This window comes from Rhizobium sp. 10PS4, from assembly GCF_032464805.1.
GTDB lineage: Bacteria > Pseudomonadota > Alphaproteobacteria > Rhizobiales > Rhizobiaceae > Rhizobium > Rhizobium laguerreae.
Genome location: NZ_JAWDIW010000001.1, coordinates 328,428 through 347,880, shown reverse-complemented (window position 1 = coordinate 347,880; position 19,453 = coordinate 328,428). Strand labels below are relative to the sequence as shown.

At 57.9% G+C, this 19,453-nt stretch carries 11 protein-coding genes; 3 read left to right on the top strand and 8 right to left on the bottom strand.

Translation table 11 applies throughout. The features are described 5' to 3' along the window. Nucleotides 1–4 precede the first annotated feature (4 nt). A complete protein-coding gene (locus RWJ89_RS01575) occupies nucleotides 5–892 on the bottom strand; it encodes a LysR substrate-binding domain-containing protein (RefSeq protein ID WP_222060821.1) in 888 nt (295 codons plus the stop codon). 110 nt (nucleotides 893–1,002) lie between these two features. Here RWJ89_RS01575 and RWJ89_RS01570 point away from each other — a divergent pair, with 110 nt between their 5' ends. From RWJ89_RS01570 to RWJ89_RS01560, 3 genes are read left to right on the top strand one after another with little or no spacing between them, the layout of a single operon-like run. After that, nucleotides 1,003–2,256: an aromatic ring-hydroxylating oxygenase subunit alpha gene (locus RWJ89_RS01570; protein WP_168281115.1), complete on the top strand. Its 1,254-nt coding sequence runs from the start codon at nucleotides 1,003–1,005 to the stop codon at nucleotides 2,254–2,256. A 10-nt stretch (nucleotides 2,257–2,266) separates the two neighbouring features. Beyond that, nucleotides 2,267–3,337, top strand: a complete 1,071-nt coding sequence (locus RWJ89_RS01565) for a hybrid-cluster NAD(P)-dependent oxidoreductase (protein WP_206116512.1) — start codon at nucleotides 2,267–2,269, stop codon at nucleotides 3,335–3,337. A gap of 36 nt (nucleotides 3,338–3,373) precedes the next feature. Beyond that, the gene (locus tag RWJ89_RS01560) at nucleotides 3,374–4,654 is read left to right on the top strand and encodes a M24 family metallopeptidase (RefSeq protein WP_168281119.1); all 1,281 of its coding nucleotides are present in this window, start codon (nucleotides 3,374–3,376) and stop codon (nucleotides 4,652–4,654) included. 1,087 nt (nucleotides 4,655–5,741) lie between these two features. Here the strand turns inward: RWJ89_RS01560 and RWJ89_RS01555 are convergent. The 7 genes from RWJ89_RS01555 to RWJ89_RS01520 form a co-directional block, all read right to left on the bottom strand. Continuing rightward, a complete protein-coding gene (locus tag RWJ89_RS01555; RefSeq protein ID WP_168281121.1) occupies nucleotides 5,742–6,701 on the bottom strand; it encodes a DNA/RNA non-specific endonuclease in 960 nt (319 codons plus the stop codon). Nucleotides 6,702–6,730: 29 nt separating this feature from the next. Next, on the bottom strand, nucleotides 6,731–10,165 hold the full coding sequence (locus tag RWJ89_RS01550) for an AAA family ATPase (RefSeq protein ID WP_316030453.1): 3,435 nt from the start codon (nucleotides 10,163–10,165) through the stop codon (nucleotides 6,731–6,733). Continuing rightward, complete coding sequence (locus RWJ89_RS01545) at nucleotides 10,165–12,240, bottom strand: trypsin-like serine peptidase (protein ID WP_222010354.1); 2,076 nt, start codon at nucleotides 12,238–12,240, stop codon at nucleotides 10,165–10,167. The genes RWJ89_RS01550 and RWJ89_RS01545 overlap by 1 nt, the downstream gene beginning before the upstream one ends. A gap of 9 nt (nucleotides 12,241–12,249) precedes the next feature. Then, entirely contained in the window at nucleotides 12,250–15,048 is a 2,799-nt protein-coding gene (locus RWJ89_RS01540) for a S8 family serine peptidase (RefSeq protein WP_168281128.1), read from the bottom strand. Nucleotides 15,049–15,619: 571 nt separating this feature from the next. Beyond that, nucleotides 15,620–16,618, bottom strand: a complete 999-nt coding sequence (locus RWJ89_RS01535) for a DUF3616 domain-containing protein (RefSeq protein WP_222060836.1) — start codon at nucleotides 16,616–16,618, stop codon at nucleotides 15,620–15,622. 42 nt (nucleotides 16,619–16,660) lie between these two features. Further along, a complete protein-coding gene (locus tag RWJ89_RS01530; RefSeq protein WP_168281132.1) occupies nucleotides 16,661–17,725 on the bottom strand; it encodes an N-acetylmuramoyl-L-alanine amidase in 1,065 nt (354 codons plus the stop codon). Between the two features lie 674 nt (nucleotides 17,726–18,399). Further along, on the bottom strand, nucleotides 18,400–19,410 hold the full coding sequence (locus RWJ89_RS01520) for a GlxA family transcriptional regulator (protein WP_029871392.1): 1,011 nt from the start codon (nucleotides 19,408–19,410) through the stop codon (nucleotides 18,400–18,402). Nucleotides 19,411–19,453: the final 43 nt, after the last annotated feature.

The window sequence follows — 19,453 nt, the reverse complement described above, 5'->3', positions numbered from 1 at the left end:
TCGATCACCCGTGCAGTGATGCCGTCAGCCAGGCGGCGGCAAGGTCCCGCGCGTTGCTTCGCTTGGCTTTGACGGGCACGATCACGTTGTAACGATCTTCCGCCCCGAGCTCACCGCCGTCGACCTGCACCAGGGTTCCATCGTCGAGAAAGGTGCCCACCAGCATACGCCATCCCAAGGCAATCCCTTGGCCTGCGCGCGCGGCTGCGATGGTTTCGGTATAGTGGTTGAACCGAAGTGACGGCTTTACCTCGAGGTTGGCGCCGGTCAGCGAAAACCACTGTTCCCAGCTGTACCAGGACCGATCGAGAACATCCGTTTCGATGAATTCGTCGGCGGAGCCGAGCGCGCCATCGCCGCGACGCTTGAGATAGTCGGGAGAGCAGACCGGGCAGATGACGTCGCCGTGCGAGGCGATGACGGTGCTGTCGCTGAAGGGAGGCACACCATATCGAATTGCCACATCGACTTCTCCGTCGTCGAGAGCGATCGGGCTATCCTGGGATATCACCCGCACCAGGATGCCTGGGTTCGCACGGCGAAACTCGGCCAGCCGCGGCAGCAGCCAGAAAGAGGAGAATGCAACGGTCGCCCCTATCGTCAACACGTCTTGGCTGCGCGACTGGAGCGCTTCCACGCTCTCGGCAATATCGGCAAAGCTCTTGGCCAGTGTTGCTCCGAGGTTGATGCATGCCGCCGTCGGCTCGATCGCTCGATGCTTGCGCACGAATAGAGGCTGATCGAATTCCTCCTCCAGCAATGCAATCTGCCTGCTGACCGCCGCCTGGGTGACACCCAATTCGATCGCAGCCGTGGTGAAGCTCCTCTTTCTGAGCACCGCCTCCAGGGTCACCAGTGCCGTCAGCGACGGGATCCGTCTTCTAAAGTGCATCACAGAACCCTCATCGCATGATAAAAACTTATGCGAACTTAATTTTTTATGCCGTTGAAACAACGGAACTGCAAGGGCAATCTGGGGAAACTCTCGCATAAGAGGTTCTGATGCTAAACAAGCTCCCATCTTCCATTTCCGCCCTTCTCGACGCTCGTGCCAACGGTCACTCTCTGCCGTCCGGCCTTTACGTCAGGCAAGATGTGTTCGAAGCAGACATCGACGTCTTCTTCCACAATCACTGGATCTGTGTCGGTCTCGATTGCGATGTTCCCGAACCCGGTGACGCCACGGTCATCGATATCGGCAAGACGAGCCTGATCCTTCTGCGTGACGACGACGGAGAAATTCGCGTCCTGCACAATGTCTGCCGCCATCGCGGCTCCCGCCTTCTCGATCCGGGCAAGACGATCGTTTCAAAGCTCGTCTGTCCCTACCACACCTGGACATACGAACTGACGGGTGAGCTCAGCTACGCGCCTCACATGGGCAAGGACTTCGACAAGGAGTGTCGGAGCCTCAAGCCCGTCACTTTCAAGTCGATCGGCGGACTGATTTATGTCTGTCTCTCCGACAATCCGCCCGAGGACATTGCTATCCTCGAACAGGCCATGACCGAGCGCCTCGCCCCCTACGACATCCGAAACGCAAAGGTTGCCTTCCAAACCGATGTCATCGAGGATGGCAACTGGAAGCTCACGATGGAAAACAATCGTGAATGCTACCATTGCTCCGCGAACCACCCGGAGCTCTGCGTCTCCTTCGTCGATCTCGACTTCGGCTTCGACCCCGAGACGCTGAGCCCGGAGGATCGCGAACAGGCCGAGGAACATTTCAGGCTGTATGAAGAGCAGACGAAGGCGTGGGAGTCTGACGGCTTTCCCTCGGCTGCGGTCGAGCAGCTCGCCGACTGCGCCACCAACTTCCGCACCCAGAGGCTGATCATCGCGGGTGCCGGCGAATCCCAGACCCACGACGCCACCGCCGCATCCTCCAAGCTTCTTGGGCATATGACCCGCAAGGATCTCGGCGACACGCATCTTTGGGGCCACAACAGCTGGAACCACTTCATGGGCGACCATGCCGTAGTGGCAACCGTCATCCCGCTCTCGGCGGGCAAGACGCTGGTCAGAACCAAGTGGCTGGTCCACAAGGACGCCGTCGAAGGCGTGGATTACGATCTCGACAAGCTGACGGATGTCTGGGTCGCGACGACGGACCAGGACGCCGATCTCGTCGCGCGCTCCCATGCAGGCACTCTCGACCCGGCATATCAGCCAGGCCCCTACTCCCGCTTTTCCGAGACGAACCTCGACAAGTTCGCCAGCTGGTACATCGATCGGATGCGCGCTCATGGATACTAGGAGCCCGCAGATGCCCGTAGCCAGGGCCGCCCTTCACGACGTCTGGAACCCGGAAGAAGACGACGCGCTCGTCTGCCTCGACGTCCAGCAGGAGACCCACGACGTCAAGACATTCACCTTCGCCTCCCATCAGGGCAAGCGGTTTGCGTTCAAGGCCGGGCAGTATTTTCTGTTCGACCTGGAGCACAATGGAGAGGCTGAAAACAGGTGCTACAGCATCTCCTCTTCGCCGCATCGGACGAACGCCTTCTCCGTGACGGTGAAGCGCGTCCCCGGTGGAAAGATCTCCAACTGGCTTCACGACACCCTGGTTCCCGGCACGACCGTCAAGGCGAATGGGCCGCTCGGCCACTTCGTCAGGCCCGAGAGGTCGGGACGCAAGCTTCTGCTGCTGTCGGGCGGCTCCGGCATTACCCCCGTCATGTCCATTCTGCGGGAACTCGCCGACAGTTGCGAACCTGCCGATGTCGTCTTCATGCACGCGGGACGGACGCCGCAGGATCTGATCTTTCGCGACGAACTGGCCTGCATCGCCCGCAGGCTGAAAGGCCTTCGCCTGCATTTCCTCCCGGAGACCGCGGCCGGCGAGCCGTCCTGGCCCGGTCTGACCGGTCGCATTTCGAAAGACTATATGCGGCTTGCGGTTCCCGATATCGCCGAGCGAACCGTGATGTGCTGCGGCCCCGCCCCGTTCATGGCCGCCGCGCGCGGCATTGCCGCCGAACTCGGCGTGCCCGGCTCGAACTACCTGGAGGAAAGCTTCGACGCAGCGGTCATCGACGAACCCGAAATTCCTGCGGTTCAGGAGGCAGCGGCGAGGGTCTTTCAGGTCACCTTCTCGAAGCAGGCGCGCAGCATCGACGTCTCCGGCGACCAGAGCGTGCTCTCTTGTGCGAAAAAGTCAGGCGTCAGGATCCCGTCGTCCTGCGCAAATGGCGTCTGCGGCACCTGCAAGTCGAAGCTTACGTCAGGCATGGTCGACATGAACCACAATGGCGGAATTCGTCAGCGGGAAATCGACGCCGGCTTCTTCCTGCCCTGCTGCTCCAAGCCGCTCAGCGATCTGGTCATCGAGCGCTGAACATCCGTCACTCACCGACAACAGGGACTGACTGAGATGCTGCGAGAGGAAAGCGATTCCGCCGAGCTGACCGGCTCGACGGTCTTCAAGGATGAGCGAAAGCAGGCATACCTCAATCCTGAAGGAGCCGACCGGCCTCTTATCAGTCCTGTGCCGGCCACGACGCTCAATCGGGCTCGCCGCTATCGTCTGGAGCGCCTGCGCCGGAAGATGCGCGAATGGGACTGCGGCGCCCTGCTTCTCTATGACCCCGTCAACATCCGATATGCCTTCGATTCATCGAATATGAGCATTTGGACGATGCACAACGCCTCGCGCTACGCTCTGATCCTGGCCGATGGTCCGGCCATACTTTTCGAATTCGAAGGCGCCGACCACGTCAATGACGGGCTTCCCGGCATCGACGAGATCCGGCCGGCAAAGTCATGGATATTCTTCACATCAGGGAACCTTATGGAACCCCGCCTGAAAGCCTGGGCGGACGAGGTCGCTGACCTCGTAAGCCGCAATGGCGGCAACAAACGCGTGGCGGTGGACAGGCTCGAACCGGCCGGCGCGTTCGAACTCAGGGAACGCGGCTTCATGCTCTTAGACGGCCAGGAACTGGCCGAGCGGGCGCGATCCATCAAAAGCGCCGACGAGATCGAGCTGATGAGATGGACGATCCGTGTCTGCGAAGCAGGTATGGCGCGGATGTACGAGGTGTCCGAGCCGGGCCGCACCGAAAGAGAGATCTGGGCCGAGCTTCACTTCGAAAACGCACGCAGCGGCGGCGAGTGGCTCGAGACCAAGCTCTTGACCGCAGGCCCGAGAACAATCCCCTGGTATCAGGAATGTTCGGACTACGTCATCAAACGCGGGGAGATGATATCCTTCGATACCGATATGATCGGACCCTACGGCTATTGCGCCGACCTGTCGCGCTCGTGGACAGCGGGACACGTGGCGATGAACGCCAAGCAGAAGGAACTCTACGCCGCTGCCAGGGATCAGATCGAGCATAATCTTTCAATCATCAGGCCCGGGATGACTTTCCAGGAATTCAACGAAATGTCGTGGCGGATTCCGGAGAAATACCAGCCTTATCGATACACGCTTGCTCTGCACGGGACCGGAATGGCGGACGAATGGCCGGGGATCCTTCTGCATCCGGATTTCGACCCCGATTTCAGCGGCATCATCGAGGAGAACATGGTTCTGAATGTCGAAAGCCTGATTGCCGAAGCCGGATCCGAGAGCATCAAACTGGAAACCCAGGCTCTGATCACGGCAAGGGGAGCCGAGCGACTGGACACGTTTCCGTGGGAAGATATCTGAACCGGAAATGATGCCGAAAAGTGTGCGCGGTAATGTAGAACAGGACGATTTTAGGCCGACCCGGCCCTAAATCATCCTGCTCTATAGATCTAGGCCAAAAGCACCAGCCAGGCGAGAGTACAGAACGCAGAGCATTGCAGCGATCAGTCGGCGACCGAGTGCAAATCTAAAGTCGTCGTTGCCTTCCAGACGTGCTCGATCGCAGCCATGGCCAGCGAAAGGCCGATCGTCAAGACGGGTGCGCTTGTGACGCTTGCTTTGCCAGCGAGTGCTAGGACCGCAATGACAAAATTGGCCGGAACGAAGCGGAGGAGGATTTCCGCCCGATGCTCATAGGAGGCTGCGACCAGCCAAGCGAAAAACGCGGGCATCTCGCGCTTGAAGAGGCGTAACGATATAGGTCCCGCGAATGCGTCGTCTTTCTGAGGCCCTGCGGGGAGCAGGAGCGCAGGACTGCTGCAGAACCCGGTTGGGAGTGCAGGTAACAAGAAGCCGATCGGTTCGATCGCACCTGCTCCATACCGCCCTTATCGACTTCCTGATCTTGCAGGCTAATCAGCTTTAACAAGATGACAATATCTTGGTTTTCATGCTTACCGTTCGCTGCCCTAGGACGGAGGACACACAGGTCACTGTGTCCTTCCGGTGTCGGTGGCGATGCATCTCAAATCATAGGAGTTGCTGCGGGCCTTGGAGCCATGGAGCGAGCCCTGCACCATTCTGCCGGCTGCATCGCACGCTTGAAGATTGTCAAATGGGCCGAGCTGACTGAATGAGAGTGAGCCGTCGACCGTTATGGAAATCATCACGAGAAGCCATTTGACCATGGGATTTTCATTCCTGTTCTTAGGGCATTTTGATTTAGTCTTGTGCTAGGGAACGTCGTCGTGAGGACTCGAAACGCCTTTCTGAAGATCAAGAGACGATTATGGTGTCGCCAACGCAGCTCTGACTTTGACAGAAAGCGGTGACGAATGAAGCCTGCCCGCGCAGCATCACAGGGTCGATTGCGCGCACGCCTTCTTCTGCAGCGATCTAGGAATTCGCCGTTCCTTTTCCCGCCCGCGGCCCCACGACGTGATTGTTTTCAGACCCTTATATCGGCGGGGGATCGGAGCTCTGCAATGATGGCGGTCCGGGTTGCGGCCTCCTCGTTTGTGAATCCATCAAAATCAGCAAGACCATTGAAGGACAGCCCCGTCATACGTTGAATAGATGCGACGCTGCGCTGGTAGGTCTTGAACGCGCCGAAAACGGCTTCGAGATGCTTCAATTCCGAAACCTGGTCGACGATATAGGCAGTGCTTGAAGGCCGGCCGGCATCGTTCACAAAGCTCAGCACTTTCCAGTAGGCGGTAGGTATCTGCACGCCGCGATAAGTCCTGTCACTGTCTCTGAAAACTGGCCCCGTGAAAACCGAGACTTTGGTGTCCTGAACTTTGGCGTTACCGAGCACGTAGTCTTCAAGGCTCAGCCACGTCTTCTGGTTAAAATTTGCCGCTTGCGGTGAGCAATTCGTGAAATGGAAGGTGTCGCCGTTGGCTGTTGCTGCCGTTTTGCCCCAGACCGGGTCCTGACGGCGAACCAGGTGACCGCGGTCCAGGATGTTGTCGGCATAGAGGTCTTCGCCGATCTGAAACTCGTCTGCGATGCGACCGTCCAGGAACCATTTATCGTTCTTCCGCTCGACCTCTCCCGGATGCGCCCCGTCGATGTTAACGGCGACAAACATGGCCAGCCGTCTTGCCGAATGCATAACGACGCTGAAATGCTCGTAATCAAGACGCCCTTCGCTCGATCCCGACACAGGTGCGACGAACCGCTTGAGCTCGCCAAGCGGTGTTGGCAATGGCACCGTGAAGCCGAGAAAGTCCTCTACGTAACCTGCGCGCCCAGAGAAGCTGGCGGCCGGAGTGCGTTTTGGCTGTCCCCGGGCTTCCACACTTTCCAGCTCTTGATTCAGTGCCGCCTGGCTGTCGATATCCGCGGGACCGCCAAGCCGGGTAAGGTCGGCCAGACGCGGTTTGTGTGTAAGATCGATGGTCATGCTGTATCCCCCTCTTTTCAATCCGATGTTTAGGACATGACATTTCCTGAAAATGGCTCGTCCGTTGAATGCGTAAATGGAAACAAACCGCCATCACGATAAGGCGCCAGAAGCAGGTGATCGTAAGCTTGGACCAGCTTTGCGACAGCCTGAAAACGCCTGCCAAATTTTCCATACCGGGCAAGGGCAGAAAACATCTCAGACGTCAGGCCTGCCTGATCAATGAAAATGACGAGGCGCGCGAGCAAATAGTCGTCTTCGCGCAAGCTTCTTCCATTTTGGAATAGGTCGGACATGCAGTCTGTCGGCCAGAAGGGTGCAAATTCTGAAACCTCTGCAACCGCTGCAACAAAGCTTGATGCATCCACGGCCATTGCATCGCCGAGTGCAGCGCGGACAGGATCGTAAATCTCCGGTGAACGTCCGCGCAAAATGGAACCGAGGACAGGGCGCGACAATAATTGCGGCTGCCATGACCGGGAATTCTGCCTGCTGGCATAAAAGAATATGCTGTCATTGACTTGATCCAGCATTTTCAGGTCTGACGACAAGGGAGGCGCGCGTTGGAATTCTTCCAATCGACGGAGCAGCTCTTCCGGAAGTTTGACGACCGAAGACGGGCTGCCGAGCATTGAGCCCCCGAAGTTCGTTGTAGGCGATAAGAGCGCGACAAGACGCACGATATCCGGTCGTAGTTCGTAGGATTCTAAGTCATTCGGAGAGTTAGCGTTGTCCCAATAGTTTGCCAGGACCCGAAGACGCAGTGACAAGACGGAAGTTACCGGACTGCGCTCGATCCTCGGATAGGTCCTGATCGCATCCCGATAAGGCGGCTCGTCCCAGAAAGTTGGTGCGCGGCCTAGCGCAACGGTCGCAATTGCGAGTGAAAGCAGCGTTCCAATTCGAAATGGGGTAGCGTTCGAAAGTTCCCTGACACTCTGCACGTCCGCCACAGCCCATTTCAAAAATGCTTCATCGCCGGTGCCAGTCGCTAAACAAGACAAGGCCCATTTCCAGGTCCAATGGTTTGTCGTGTCGGCGAGTTTGTCGAATGGCGGCTCTTCTTGGGCGCATTCACAAAGGAGAGCGGCAGCCGAAGATCCGTATTTGACGATGTTTTCGAAGTCGGCCTCCACATACATCGCTTGAATGTGCTCGGCTGTCTCCTTGTCGCGTAGAACGTCGATCTGGCGACGCGGGACATGCCCAACCCTCGGGTAGTTGCCTGGTGGCACGGGGGCAAGTTCGAAACTTGAGCGTAACGGCTTCTGCTCGAGGTTGTCATCCTCAAGATCGACCAATCGAGAGGTGATGCCTGACTTGGCACGCCGGGATTGCTGCACAGCACTGACCTCGCTGCGCTGGGATGCAGGCAAAGCTGCTGTCTCTTCAGCCGACAGGCCTTCGTCCGATCGGGCCTCGCGGCGCAGTACGGCGCGCGCGTTGACCGGCATCGCTGAGATATCGTCACCCGCAACATCGAGCACGCGGCGAACGAGGCTGGGATCAGAGACCAGAACCGAGATCTCACCAAGAAAGGCGTCGTGATAAGCAGCGAGTGCGCTTGCGTTCGGGTCGCCGCCCCCCCCGCCGGAACGGTACCATTGGGCTGCTGCGCGATGCACCTGGCGAACAGTTTCACGCATCTCGATATTGGCATTTTCGGACAGCGTGAGATCACCATTTAACATCGGCAACATGATCCGCCGCAGCACAGGGATGTGGCGAACCGCATTGGGTCCGACTTGCTCGACCAGCCAGACCTCACGCGATAGAGCGTCGAAAAGATCCTGCGCTTTTTGCTCGTCGATCTCACCCAAGCCCGTGGGCACAGCGAGAACATTCCGGATCAGATCGGGCGTGATGATACTCAAGGCCAGCCCCGGATGAGCCAGCCGCGCAAGGTCCTTGCTTGAAACCAGCCGTTCACCGCCGGCGCCTTTGATGACGTGATCCTTCAGCCGATCAAGAAAGCGCGAATAAAGGACGCGTGTGCTCGCAGCCGCGCCAAGCACCCCTGCGCCCTCGGCCTCTGCAATGATCGCGTCGATGTCGCGTGCGTTCCGGTCGCGAGCAAATGTCGCAAGCAGAGTGAGAACTAGTGGAAAGCGCGGGATGACCTCGACGATCCGTCGGGCGCGGCTTTCGGTGAATTTGCGCCGGCCGCCGCAGGCGTGAAGCAATTCGACGGCAGCATCGATATCGAGTTCTCCAACCTCCCGGTGGGCGTCAAACCATTGTGCGGTCATCGATTCGTCATGAGGAAACGGGTCGGCGCGTCCTGCAACAACAGATCTGACGGCGCCAAACGCCGGCGTTCCATCTGGACGGACGAGCCGTGTCAATGAATCGATGAATGTCAGGACGAGACCGAAGGGCTCTTGGACGAGGGAGACGGCCCGCATATCGGAGCGTACCAGAACCTCTTCGAACGTATCCACAATAATCACAAGGGTTTGAGCGGCGAGTTCGCCATTGCTCAACGCCTTCTGCAACTCGTCGCGCATGCTGGAAATGATAAAGAGGTTATCTGTGCCCGAAAGCTGATCGATGGCCTCTCTTAGCTGGCTGAGCCTATGTAGTTCAAGGCGAGCATTACTGCGTATTTTTGACAGAGGCGCATCGAGTTCCGGTCGCGCAAAACCGATCTGACGTGTGAGTTCGTTCAGCCATTCACGCTCTCCGCCGAGCGCGACATTCCGCTGGTCAAAGTCGAGACACACGACGATCGGCCCTGACCAATCAGCGCGCTGCGTTCGGCGCATCAAATCGGCAACGAGAGCAGATTTTCCAGAGCCCCCGATGCCTGTGAGGAGCAGCGGACGCAGCCGAGGGGGATTCTCAGTGGGGACAACCAGACGGGCAAGAGGTGGAACCAATGCCCCATCGGCGATATAGCGATCGAGTGCTTCTGCGTCTCGCTCACGTCCAAAAAGCTTTTTGGGAGCGACATAGTCCTGGCGCCGGCGCTCGGCTTGGCGGGCGAGAAGAATTCGCGGGTCGATGCCAGGCGCCCGTGCAACTGCCCTGGGCAGCGGTAGCGACCGCGCGAAGTCAAGTGCGAGCGCCTGAAACATTAGCTCGTCCGTTGACATCTTCCGCATGGACGTGCCGACAGCGCCGCCTCCCTTTTTGAGGATTGCTTGGAGAATTTGGCCGAAGCGGTCGCCTCGCCGCGGGATCGTGTCGGTAATCGTTCGATCCAGCTCACCGCCACCAACGAGCTCCCTCAGGGCATCGCGGCGCGCCTCTGGCTGCAGACGCCAGAGCACCTCCTTATTATCCACCACTTCTTCGATTGAGGCAGAAAGAGCGCTAAGGATCTGATCTTCTAACGTTTCGTCACGCTCTCCGACAGCGAACGTCGCCAGGAGTTGCATCGGGTCGAACGTCCCCACGACCGCTGCGCGTTTTCGCAATGTTGCAGCGATGGCTTCCGGCGTTTCGGATGAGGCGACCGTCATCAAAGCCCCATCCGTTTCTTCAAATGGGGATCAAGATCGTTTTTGACGACCGCCGCAATGGCCTGAGTCATGCTGAAACTGTCATTAATCCGACCGCCCGCGACCGATGCCACGAGCCCGGCAAGGCACTCGCACGCAGCGTCGGGCAGGGCAAATCGGCCATCGACGCGGTGCCCGATCCAAAGGGCGACGCGGCCTCCGTCAAGATGGGTCAACGGCTTGTCGAGCTTCTTCGCCTTGATGCCCTGGAGCGACGGCAGATCGACGTCGGCGAGGCCGAGCAACACCAAACGCAGCGAAGGCTCTGCCGATACATCAGCGTAGAGGCGATCAAGAAGTCCGCGCGTGCTCGTGTCAGGCAGCGAGTGTTTTTCAAGGTCGTCAATGACGATCCAGAGCGTGCGATTTCCCGCGGCGGCAATCAGAGCAGCTTTCAGTTCCGCAACAACGCGAACGACGACGTCATTGATCTCTGTTGATTGCCGTTCTGAAAGCAAAGCCTTGTCATCGACAGGCGTCAATTGCGCCGACAAGCCAAGGTTGACGGCGTCAAGGATCGCTCCAGCCGTTCTGAAGGCATTTTGCATCAAGCTTGCTGCACTGATTTCGACGACCTCATGCTGCGCGGGGTCCAGATGTTCCTTGAGGACTTTCCTGGTAAAGGACTTGCCGACAGCCCGGAACGGCTTTCCGTCGCTCGATATGTCTGCACGCACGATCAGGATTTTGACCTTGCCGGTGCAGGCTTCCGCTATGGACTCTTGCAGTTCACCGCGGCCAATGAGCGGATCACCGTTTAGGAAAATCGGCTTTAAGGCGAGCAGGTCGCCCATTCGAAATTTAATAGCAGCACCTGCCTTCTGCCGAACGCGGCGCAGTGGAATTGCGATATTGATGATTGCCTTCCGCAGCGGTTTGCCATTGTCGTCCAAAACATCGGAATTCCCGTCAAATTCCACGCCGGCCTGATGTAAGGCGACGGGACGCATATCGAGGTCAAGGCAAGGCCCACCTGACGATCCACTGATCGAGTTCGCGTCATGTAGAACCCGTGCGTTTGTCCTTGCCTGCGTGCTGCCCAAAAGTCCGGCAAACTTCTTGTCGACGTTGAAACTGCCATAGGACAGCCGCATGGAATATTCGCCGGGGTGATGGAGAAGGATCATGTTCCCCTGCGGAACGGGTGGCTCTTCATCGATTATGTTGTAAAAGCGCCTGTCGAGGCCGACGGGTTCGATCAACTCCAAAATGGCGAAGTCGTCATACGGCTCGAAGGCTGCCAGATCCTCAGGCCACGGCACACCGGTATTCTCGTCTGCCGCGTGCTCGCTGCCCTCGGCACTGCTTGCCGCGACAAACCAATTCGTGCTCGCCGGAATGGAGGTTACGCCGCCTGATTGGGCTGCCCTGGCAGTGAAATCGAACTCGACGCTCAACAATGGCGCGCTCCCCGGCTTGGCTCGCCAAGCCTCCGCTGGGCCAAGTTTGGCGGCAGCTGCATCCTCAGGCGGCAGCGCTTCGAGTAAGGTCCGGACGACATGCCAATTTGTGAGCACAAGCCGCGGTCCGATCAGAAATCCGGTGCCCCTGATACGACTTGCCCCCTGCTTGACGACAACTCGGCAGGTACACCTTTGTGCACGCATCAGGCCGGCATTGACCGCATCTGGATCGCGAAAGCGTTCCTTGTTGTTGATGATGGCTTCAAACGTGATCTGTGCGCTGGTTCGAGCGGCTTCGTCGGAGCTGAGGGCGACTGCCATGACGACGCCATCTCCTTGCGTCCCGTCAATCGGGGTGGCGAAGAGCATGGCACCGGCCGCAGAGCACAGCTCGCCGAGGAACCCTTTGTCCTTTGCATATTCCAAAGCCGCCAGCATATCGGCGTTGTCGCGCAGATCCCCGGAATCGAGCGCTTCGCGTTTCTGTCGTCGCCATGCGAGTGCCTTGAAGCGAGTTATCTCGCTCGGTCGCGCATCGGCAAAAACGTCGAAAGCCTTCTCGAAGGTCTCACGCGTCACCTTCAGCTGCGATGCGAGTTTTGTGACGTCGAGATCGTTGGAAGGTTCTGGCATTGCTTGCCCTCACACCCAGTTCAGTCGCCCAATCGCATCTTGTGCCAGGATCTTGGAATCCCTGACAGCAGCAAGCGAGTGTGCATAGTTCGCTGTCATGACACGTCCTGCAAAATGTAGCCCCAGAATGGGCAAGCTATCGCTGAAGCGCAGCACACCTGACCCCGACGAGCCTGCCAGCGTAGTTGCGTCGTGCGTCAGGATCCAGTTTCGGCCATCTCCTCCGAGGGTCCCGGCTGCTTGCACGATTGTTCCGGGACTGAAGTACTTTCGTCCATAGTCCAAGCCAAATATCATGGCGAGGCGGCGTCCAATCGTTTCGGAAGTCTCCACTCCTGACGGATCGTCGAGGGCAGCAAGGTCAGGACGGGCCGGGTAGCCAATGACCGCGATATCCTGTTTGCTTGCCGCTTCATTGAAATCCGTGATCAGACCGATCGGTTTCGGCAGCTTCCCGGTCATATTTTCTGTTTCGACGTCGAGGATCGCCATATCAAGATGCGCGAAATCGACCTTTTCGCCGATTTGGGACAATCCAGCCGAAACGATTTCTCGCACCTTAAAACGCTTTTCATTGCCGCGGCCTCGGTCGTCGAAATTGATCGTTACATTCTCCCGCAGGAACCAGCGGTCTCCGCCATTGCCCGGAACAACGTCGGCGATCGCTTCGGCCACATGTCTGTTCGTGATCACAAGCCCGGGTCCTGCGATAAATCCTGTGCCGACATGCTCTCCGTTGAGGTCGATGCGTCCGACCGTCGCGCATAAGGCCGGCAAATACTCCTCGGCGGCGAACAGTGCCGGCGCCCAATCGGTGATTTCGGCCTGGCTTTTGGAGATCGCGCCATCGTTGACTTTGAAAGCGGGGCGCCCTTTTAGTCTGACCAACGATTCCATGACGATCCGCCCCTCGATCGACAGCGCCGCCTCGCCACCGGTTATGAGCGAACGAACGACGCTCTCGGTTCTGTTGAGCACGTCGCGGCGGGCAGCCGACGCTTCGAGCGTCGTGCCAGAGCTAGCCTCGATCTCGTTGAGCGCTCGCTCGATCTGGTCCTGCAAATCCCGCATGCCGGTCCCGCTGAGGCTGGCTCGGACGCTTTCGGCCGTGCTTTCCCGACCGGGCTGCGTTGGTGCAATCATCGCAAGCGTCTGGCGTCTTAGGGGCGCAGGCGGCGGTATCGGCGATACGAGGTGAGGGGCCTCGTTCGCGACCTTGAGGCTCCGCCTCAACGACGCCGGCGCATGTGCCACCAGGCCAGGTGAAGGGGTCGGGCGTGCAGCGGACTCCAGAAGCACTGAGCGTCCGGCATCGCTGCGCCGCCAGGCATCAGCAGCCAGGAAGGTTGCTTCTGATCCGATACGCGCCCAATTTGTTCCATTCTCAGCGTTCGCCTGCGCTTCGGCAAAAACCTGGGAGACTGTCATACTCGTTGGGGCGTCAGGAACCGACTCGGGTGCGATTGGTGTATCCACCTTATTCGGTATTTTGGTCAGAGACAGACGTAGGAGTGCTTCTGCGTCGACGATACCCGCACCATGCAGCCAGCTGTTCCAGCGTGACGGACGCCGCGCCGTCGAGGTCAGCGCGGAGCGAAATAATTCTTGTACGCTCACTCCGCGACGTTTTGCTTCCGCTCGAACCTTCGTGCGTCCGAAATGCGCAATCCAAAGCGCCGCCACCCCAGCCGTCGTCGCCACGGCAAAGGAGGTGCCCTGTCCGCCACTGACGATGCCCGCACCCCCGTCGATGGGTGTACGGCGAGCGACATAAACATTCTCGGCAGGGGCGGATATTGTCACGCTCGGTCCGGCACTGGTGCCCTTCCACGGCTTGTCGTTGACATCAACGCCCGCAACACCAATGACACGATCGTCCGAGGCGGGGTAAACGACAAAACTGACGCAGTTTCCGGCCGCTGCCATTATGATCAACCCTGCATCAATGGCGACGCCTACCGCAGCTGCAATGGAGCGCGAATAGATGCCGCCAAGGCTCATCGTGATCACATCTGCCTTAATCTTTACGGCATGAAGGATCGCTGCGGCGATCGGAGTACCATCGAAAATCTTGACGTCTGTCGTACAGCGGATCGGCACCAGGCTTGCCGCCGGGGCAGAGCCCACCATCCCACCGCCCACGCGGCTGATGACGACGCTGCCCGTGGCCGTGCCGTGACCGGGATTTGCAAAGGTCGGATCGAGGGGATCCGTCGGGTCTGTGTCACCCCCGATGATATCAGCCGCAAGATCAAAGCGCAGTGCCTCCAGGTCAAGATCCGGATGACTGGCTACCCCGGTATCAGGCTGCGCAACCAGCACCCCTTCGCCCTTCTTTGGCGACATTGCCCATGCCTGTGGTGCCTTGACTGCCTTGACGGACCATTGGTGATCGCTAGGTGTGGCTGCTTGAGACCAACAAAATGCATCCAGTGCCACCGACTCTGGCGTATTTCCGCGTAAAGCACGAGCATCGGGTTCGGCATAGAGTGTCGAACCGATGTCTGGACTGCATGACACGAGATCAAGTGCCTCGACGAGGTCGTCAGCAATTGCAAATAAGCGGTCCGGAGCAATTGTTCGGGACACTCCGGGGAATTGAAGAACGTAAAATGTCGGCAGCAAAGATCCCAACGGTACTAAGCTGAACGTGTCACGTTGAAGCAGGGACGCAAGTCTCTTGCGGAGATCGGCGGCAGACGACACATTCTTTAGTTCGAGCTCGAAACGAACAATTCCGGGATGCAAAGCTTGATCGTCACCCTGAGAAGCTTCCGAAACTGCGCGCAGAATATCGAAATTAGCCATCGTTATTTTCCCTCGTCAGGATACCACTTTATCGCTTCTAATTTATCTCTCTACAACCGGTCGAGAAAATTTATTTTTGGGTTGGGGATAATAAGCGAGCGCAGTCTTCGACTGCGCGCAATAGTTACTTAATGTTGGCAAATTGAAACTGCGTTTCGCTCCGCAAAACCTTATCCTCGATAGAGATGACCGCATGCCAGCAGTTCTCGCCTCACGCATTCTTATCGCTGGCAAGCCGTTGGTCATCACATCTTCCGTCACAAGGCTATGGGTTAGAAGCAAGGACATGTCGGCGGCAAGACTGGAATCGCCCGTAAGATCATGGATGGAGATTATGCCAATGATGGGAGCTCAACGCCTCCGTCGCGGCTTTCCCAATGGACAAGCCGAAAAACATGGTCCTGTCGATAATCGACGCGCTAAAGACCGGCGCGCTTGGCGGGCAGATAGCTCATGGCGTTCAGCCTCGCTTCGGTTCACAGGATGCTCCTCACAAAGTTTCTGAGCATACTCTTCGCTGTCACATCTGCTCGACGATATATCGTTTGGAGTCGAGTGCTCCTTCCAGCCGTTATTGCTTGGAGGGAATCCCGTAAATCCGTGGATTTACGGGCGCGTCACCGTCATCGAACACAAGGCAGCGTATCAATCCGTTCTCCTCGGACAGCACCATCAACGTTTCTGGTTGTCGATCTTTTGAACCAACCGGTTCGAGTTCGGCTAGCTGAGAGGGACCGTTATCGCGGGTCCATGTATAGATCGCGGCCTTACCGCCATTCCTGTCCTGAGGACCAGCCAGGATCAATAAGCCGTCGTGATATGGTGCCAGATCGCGGACCGCCTGGCCCTTTCCTAAATCCACCGGGTGTAATTCAAGCCCACCAGCCCCATCGTCAAACAGGTAGTTCACCGAGGTTTCCCCGATGACGGCCTTGCCGTCGGGAAGTGGGCCTCGGAACCCAACGAACAGCTTGTCTCCGGTGACAGCGAGCCCCTCGATGTTCGTCCCGTCTTTTTCGGGAGCCAACGCGTTCGCTTTTTTGAAGGCATCGCTCTGGTCGAGGAGATCGGCCAGGTGGTCGCTCTTTTCTACAGCTGATGAGACTTCGTTCTCTTCCCCCAGATCGCCACCCGATAGCGCACTCGCCGGAATGCGATATGCGAAATAGCGCGAGTCTTGCTTTTCGCCTTCCTTGTTACGCCCATGGGAGCCAACGATATAGAAGAAGCCGCCGCTGAAGGAGACGCCCTCGGCATCCGTCTCCTTGTATTTGTGTCCGTCCTTTGCCTTCTTGGGGAGCAGAAACACGCGGTCCTTTATGGCGACAGACGTGTCGTCCACATCGAAGGACAAGGCATATCGGTACTCGTCGCCGACGAGGAGGCAAGTCTTCCCATCGCTCGAGCAGGCGGCTCCGCTCACTTTGGTCGCTTCATCCGGCGCAATTGGTGGCGAAGTCCGCGGAGTGAGCAGCTTTTCCGGTTCGATGACGTTTGCAGACGCCGCAAAGCCGCCTGGCAATGTGAACAGGAATGACAAAACTGCGATATAGATTAGGCTCTTCCTCATGGTCCTCCCCCTGGCGCTTCAGTCCGCAATCCATCTGCGGCTTCAGGCGGCGTTTGTCAGCACCTCAACCAATGCAGGCCCTTCACCCTCTCCGAGTGATGCCACGAATTGTTCGTGCCTGCCGAAGCATTCCCAGTATTTGGCCCAGAAGCCGTTTGGCGTATCGAATGGGAACCTTCGAGGATCGGAACGCGATCCATCCGTGATGATCTGACGATGCGTCGTGATATCAGAAGCTGTAAGCCCAAATTCATGGGACAGCCAAGCACACAAGCGGGCAACCGATGCCACCTGGCCGTCGGTGTAGACGGGGTTGAGGCTCAGATCGGACTTCTGGACGATCTCAATTCCCACGGTGACCGCATTGACCTGCGCATTCCTGAAGCCACGCCATTGCGTGGCTCGGCCGGCGTGATTGCAATAATGGGTTCGCAAGTCGGGATTCAGCTTCCAGATTGAGCCGTCTCGCTCGACCGTGAAATCGACACTGACCTTCCGTCCGTCCTGTGGATTTGAAAGATAGATGGTGTCGTTGTGTGTGCCGGATCCGGCAGTGTCGTGCAATACGATGCCCAGGATGGGAGTGGTCCGCACATTGAGGTATCTTGCGGTCAATTCCTGCCAGGCCGGACGCCCCGGTGCCGAGCCCGGATGACCGGTACCTGGATTCACGCCGACGTCGGCACCCAGTAGCTCCGCTGATTCATCGAAGAGCGACCGAACCTTTGTCACATAGGCGGGATCGGCCGCGTAACCCGATGATTTTAAATAGCTGACATAGGCTTCCGGAGAGGAGCAGTGGTTCCTCCATTCGGTGTACGGACCTGAATCGATGAAGTGCCAATAGCCCTTGATGAACTCGTTGATCGACGAGAATTTGCAGTAGGTCGTCATTTCGCCGTCACTGCCTCTGTAGTCGACCGGCTGTGCAAACCCAACCATGCGTTCGCGAAACTTTAGGCCACCGAAATTCAGATGCTGGCGTGCAAGCGGACTGGAACCACGACCTGATTCCAGGATCCATTGTGCCAGGGAGCCAATCTTCGCAGCTTCTGGCACATCGTTGAAGTCTTGATATTTCGCAATCAGATCATCCCATACCGACATAACTGTCCCTCCTTTTTGCACGACACGCGCGGAGCGTAGACGAACCCGACACGCGGCGTTCCCATGTGACAATGACAATGGCAGTAAGCATTCATCCGCCAGCGTGACGAGACACAACGCACGTGAACGAGGCTCAAAATCAGAATGATTTTGAGTAAAAAACTGGAATGTACTTGGTATACGCCCTGCCAGCGATGACACGCGGGCGGATTTCACGTTGAGATTTAGTAAACACTAAAAATACACGTTTGTAAATGTGGTTTATATCTTTCGATATTTACTCAATCTTTACAGTAGGAAAATGCGACGACTTAGATTCCGGAGTATATTTCGCTGATAATCGACCAGAATGACCGAAGAGCCGCTTACCGCTACCGACGCCATCGTTTTCCGACCACACCGTTCTATTACAGATCCCCGCTGCATCTACGCGACGTAAAGGACTTGCTCGCCGAGCGCAGCATTAACGTCCTGTTTCAGACCGTGTCGGAGTGGACGACCAAGTTTGGCCTCTGCAGTTGAACGGATAAGGACCTATGACCCGAGTGTTCGTTTTTAGTTGCTGTAATTGTTCAAAGATGGCGCGGCCGGTATTGGTTCAGCCTACTCCAAACTCTTGGGAACCGTTAGTCGGGCTGATGACACCGAACGCCTTCAGCATTCTAATTTTAAGTTCAGTGCGCTCTCGAAGCGGCACGATGCTGTGACGGCGTTTGCCCGAATGTGCGCTTGAAGGTTCTCGTGAACTGCGAGGCGTTTTCAAAGCCGACATCCAGCGCGATCTCGATCAGAGGCGCCTTCGACTGGACAAGGATCGATTTCGCCCGCTCCATGCGAACACGATTGTAGGCCTTGGCCGGAGACATCCCCGTCTTGTCGATGAAGATCCTCTCCAACTGCCGCCTCGACAGGCCAACCATGGCGGCAAGCTTCTGTATAGACATGCTGCCATCGACGAACTGCTCCATCGTGATCATCGCCGCCTTGACGCGGGCGTCGTCATAGTCGTCGTAGAGCGGACGCCGCGGCTGTATGTCGGCCGGAGCCCGCGCCTTTTCGATCTGAAGGACCTCCAGCGCGTTTCGTTCGGCATCGCGGCTGATACATTTTCGGACCAGCAACGCCGCCATGTCGGCGGAACTGCTGCCGCCTGCGCATGATCCGCGCTGGCGATCGAGATTGAAGAGCCGATCGGAGCGAACGCTGAGGTCGGGAAACCGCTCCCGAAACTCCTTATAATGCAGCCAGCTCACACAGGAATCGTGCCGCTTCATCAGGCCAGCCGCAGCAAGAATGAACGAACCCGTGCACACGCCGATCAGCGGCACCTTCTTGGCGTCCGCCTGCTTGAGAAAAGCGATGGTCTCCTGGTCGACAGGGTTCTCCACCGTCAGAAGGCCACCGACGACCACGATGTAGTTGAACTTCGACGGATCGACGAAATCGGAGGTCGGAGCGACCTGGACGCCGCAACTCGAGGTGATCAGGTGCCGCGTGCTGCCGATCACCTGCCAGTCGGCAAGGACCCTTCCGGAACGATCCTGCTGGTCGCTGGCAAGCCGCAGCGTATCCACGAACAGCGCGAAGGCGGACAGCGTGAACGATCGCGCCAGAACGAAGCCCACCTTGAGCCGCTCAGCCGACCTCGCGGCGTCGTCTCCCTGCCGATGCTGCCCGGATCGCATATTCATCCCCCTGCCGCTTGTAAGAGCGTGCTCATCGAAAGAC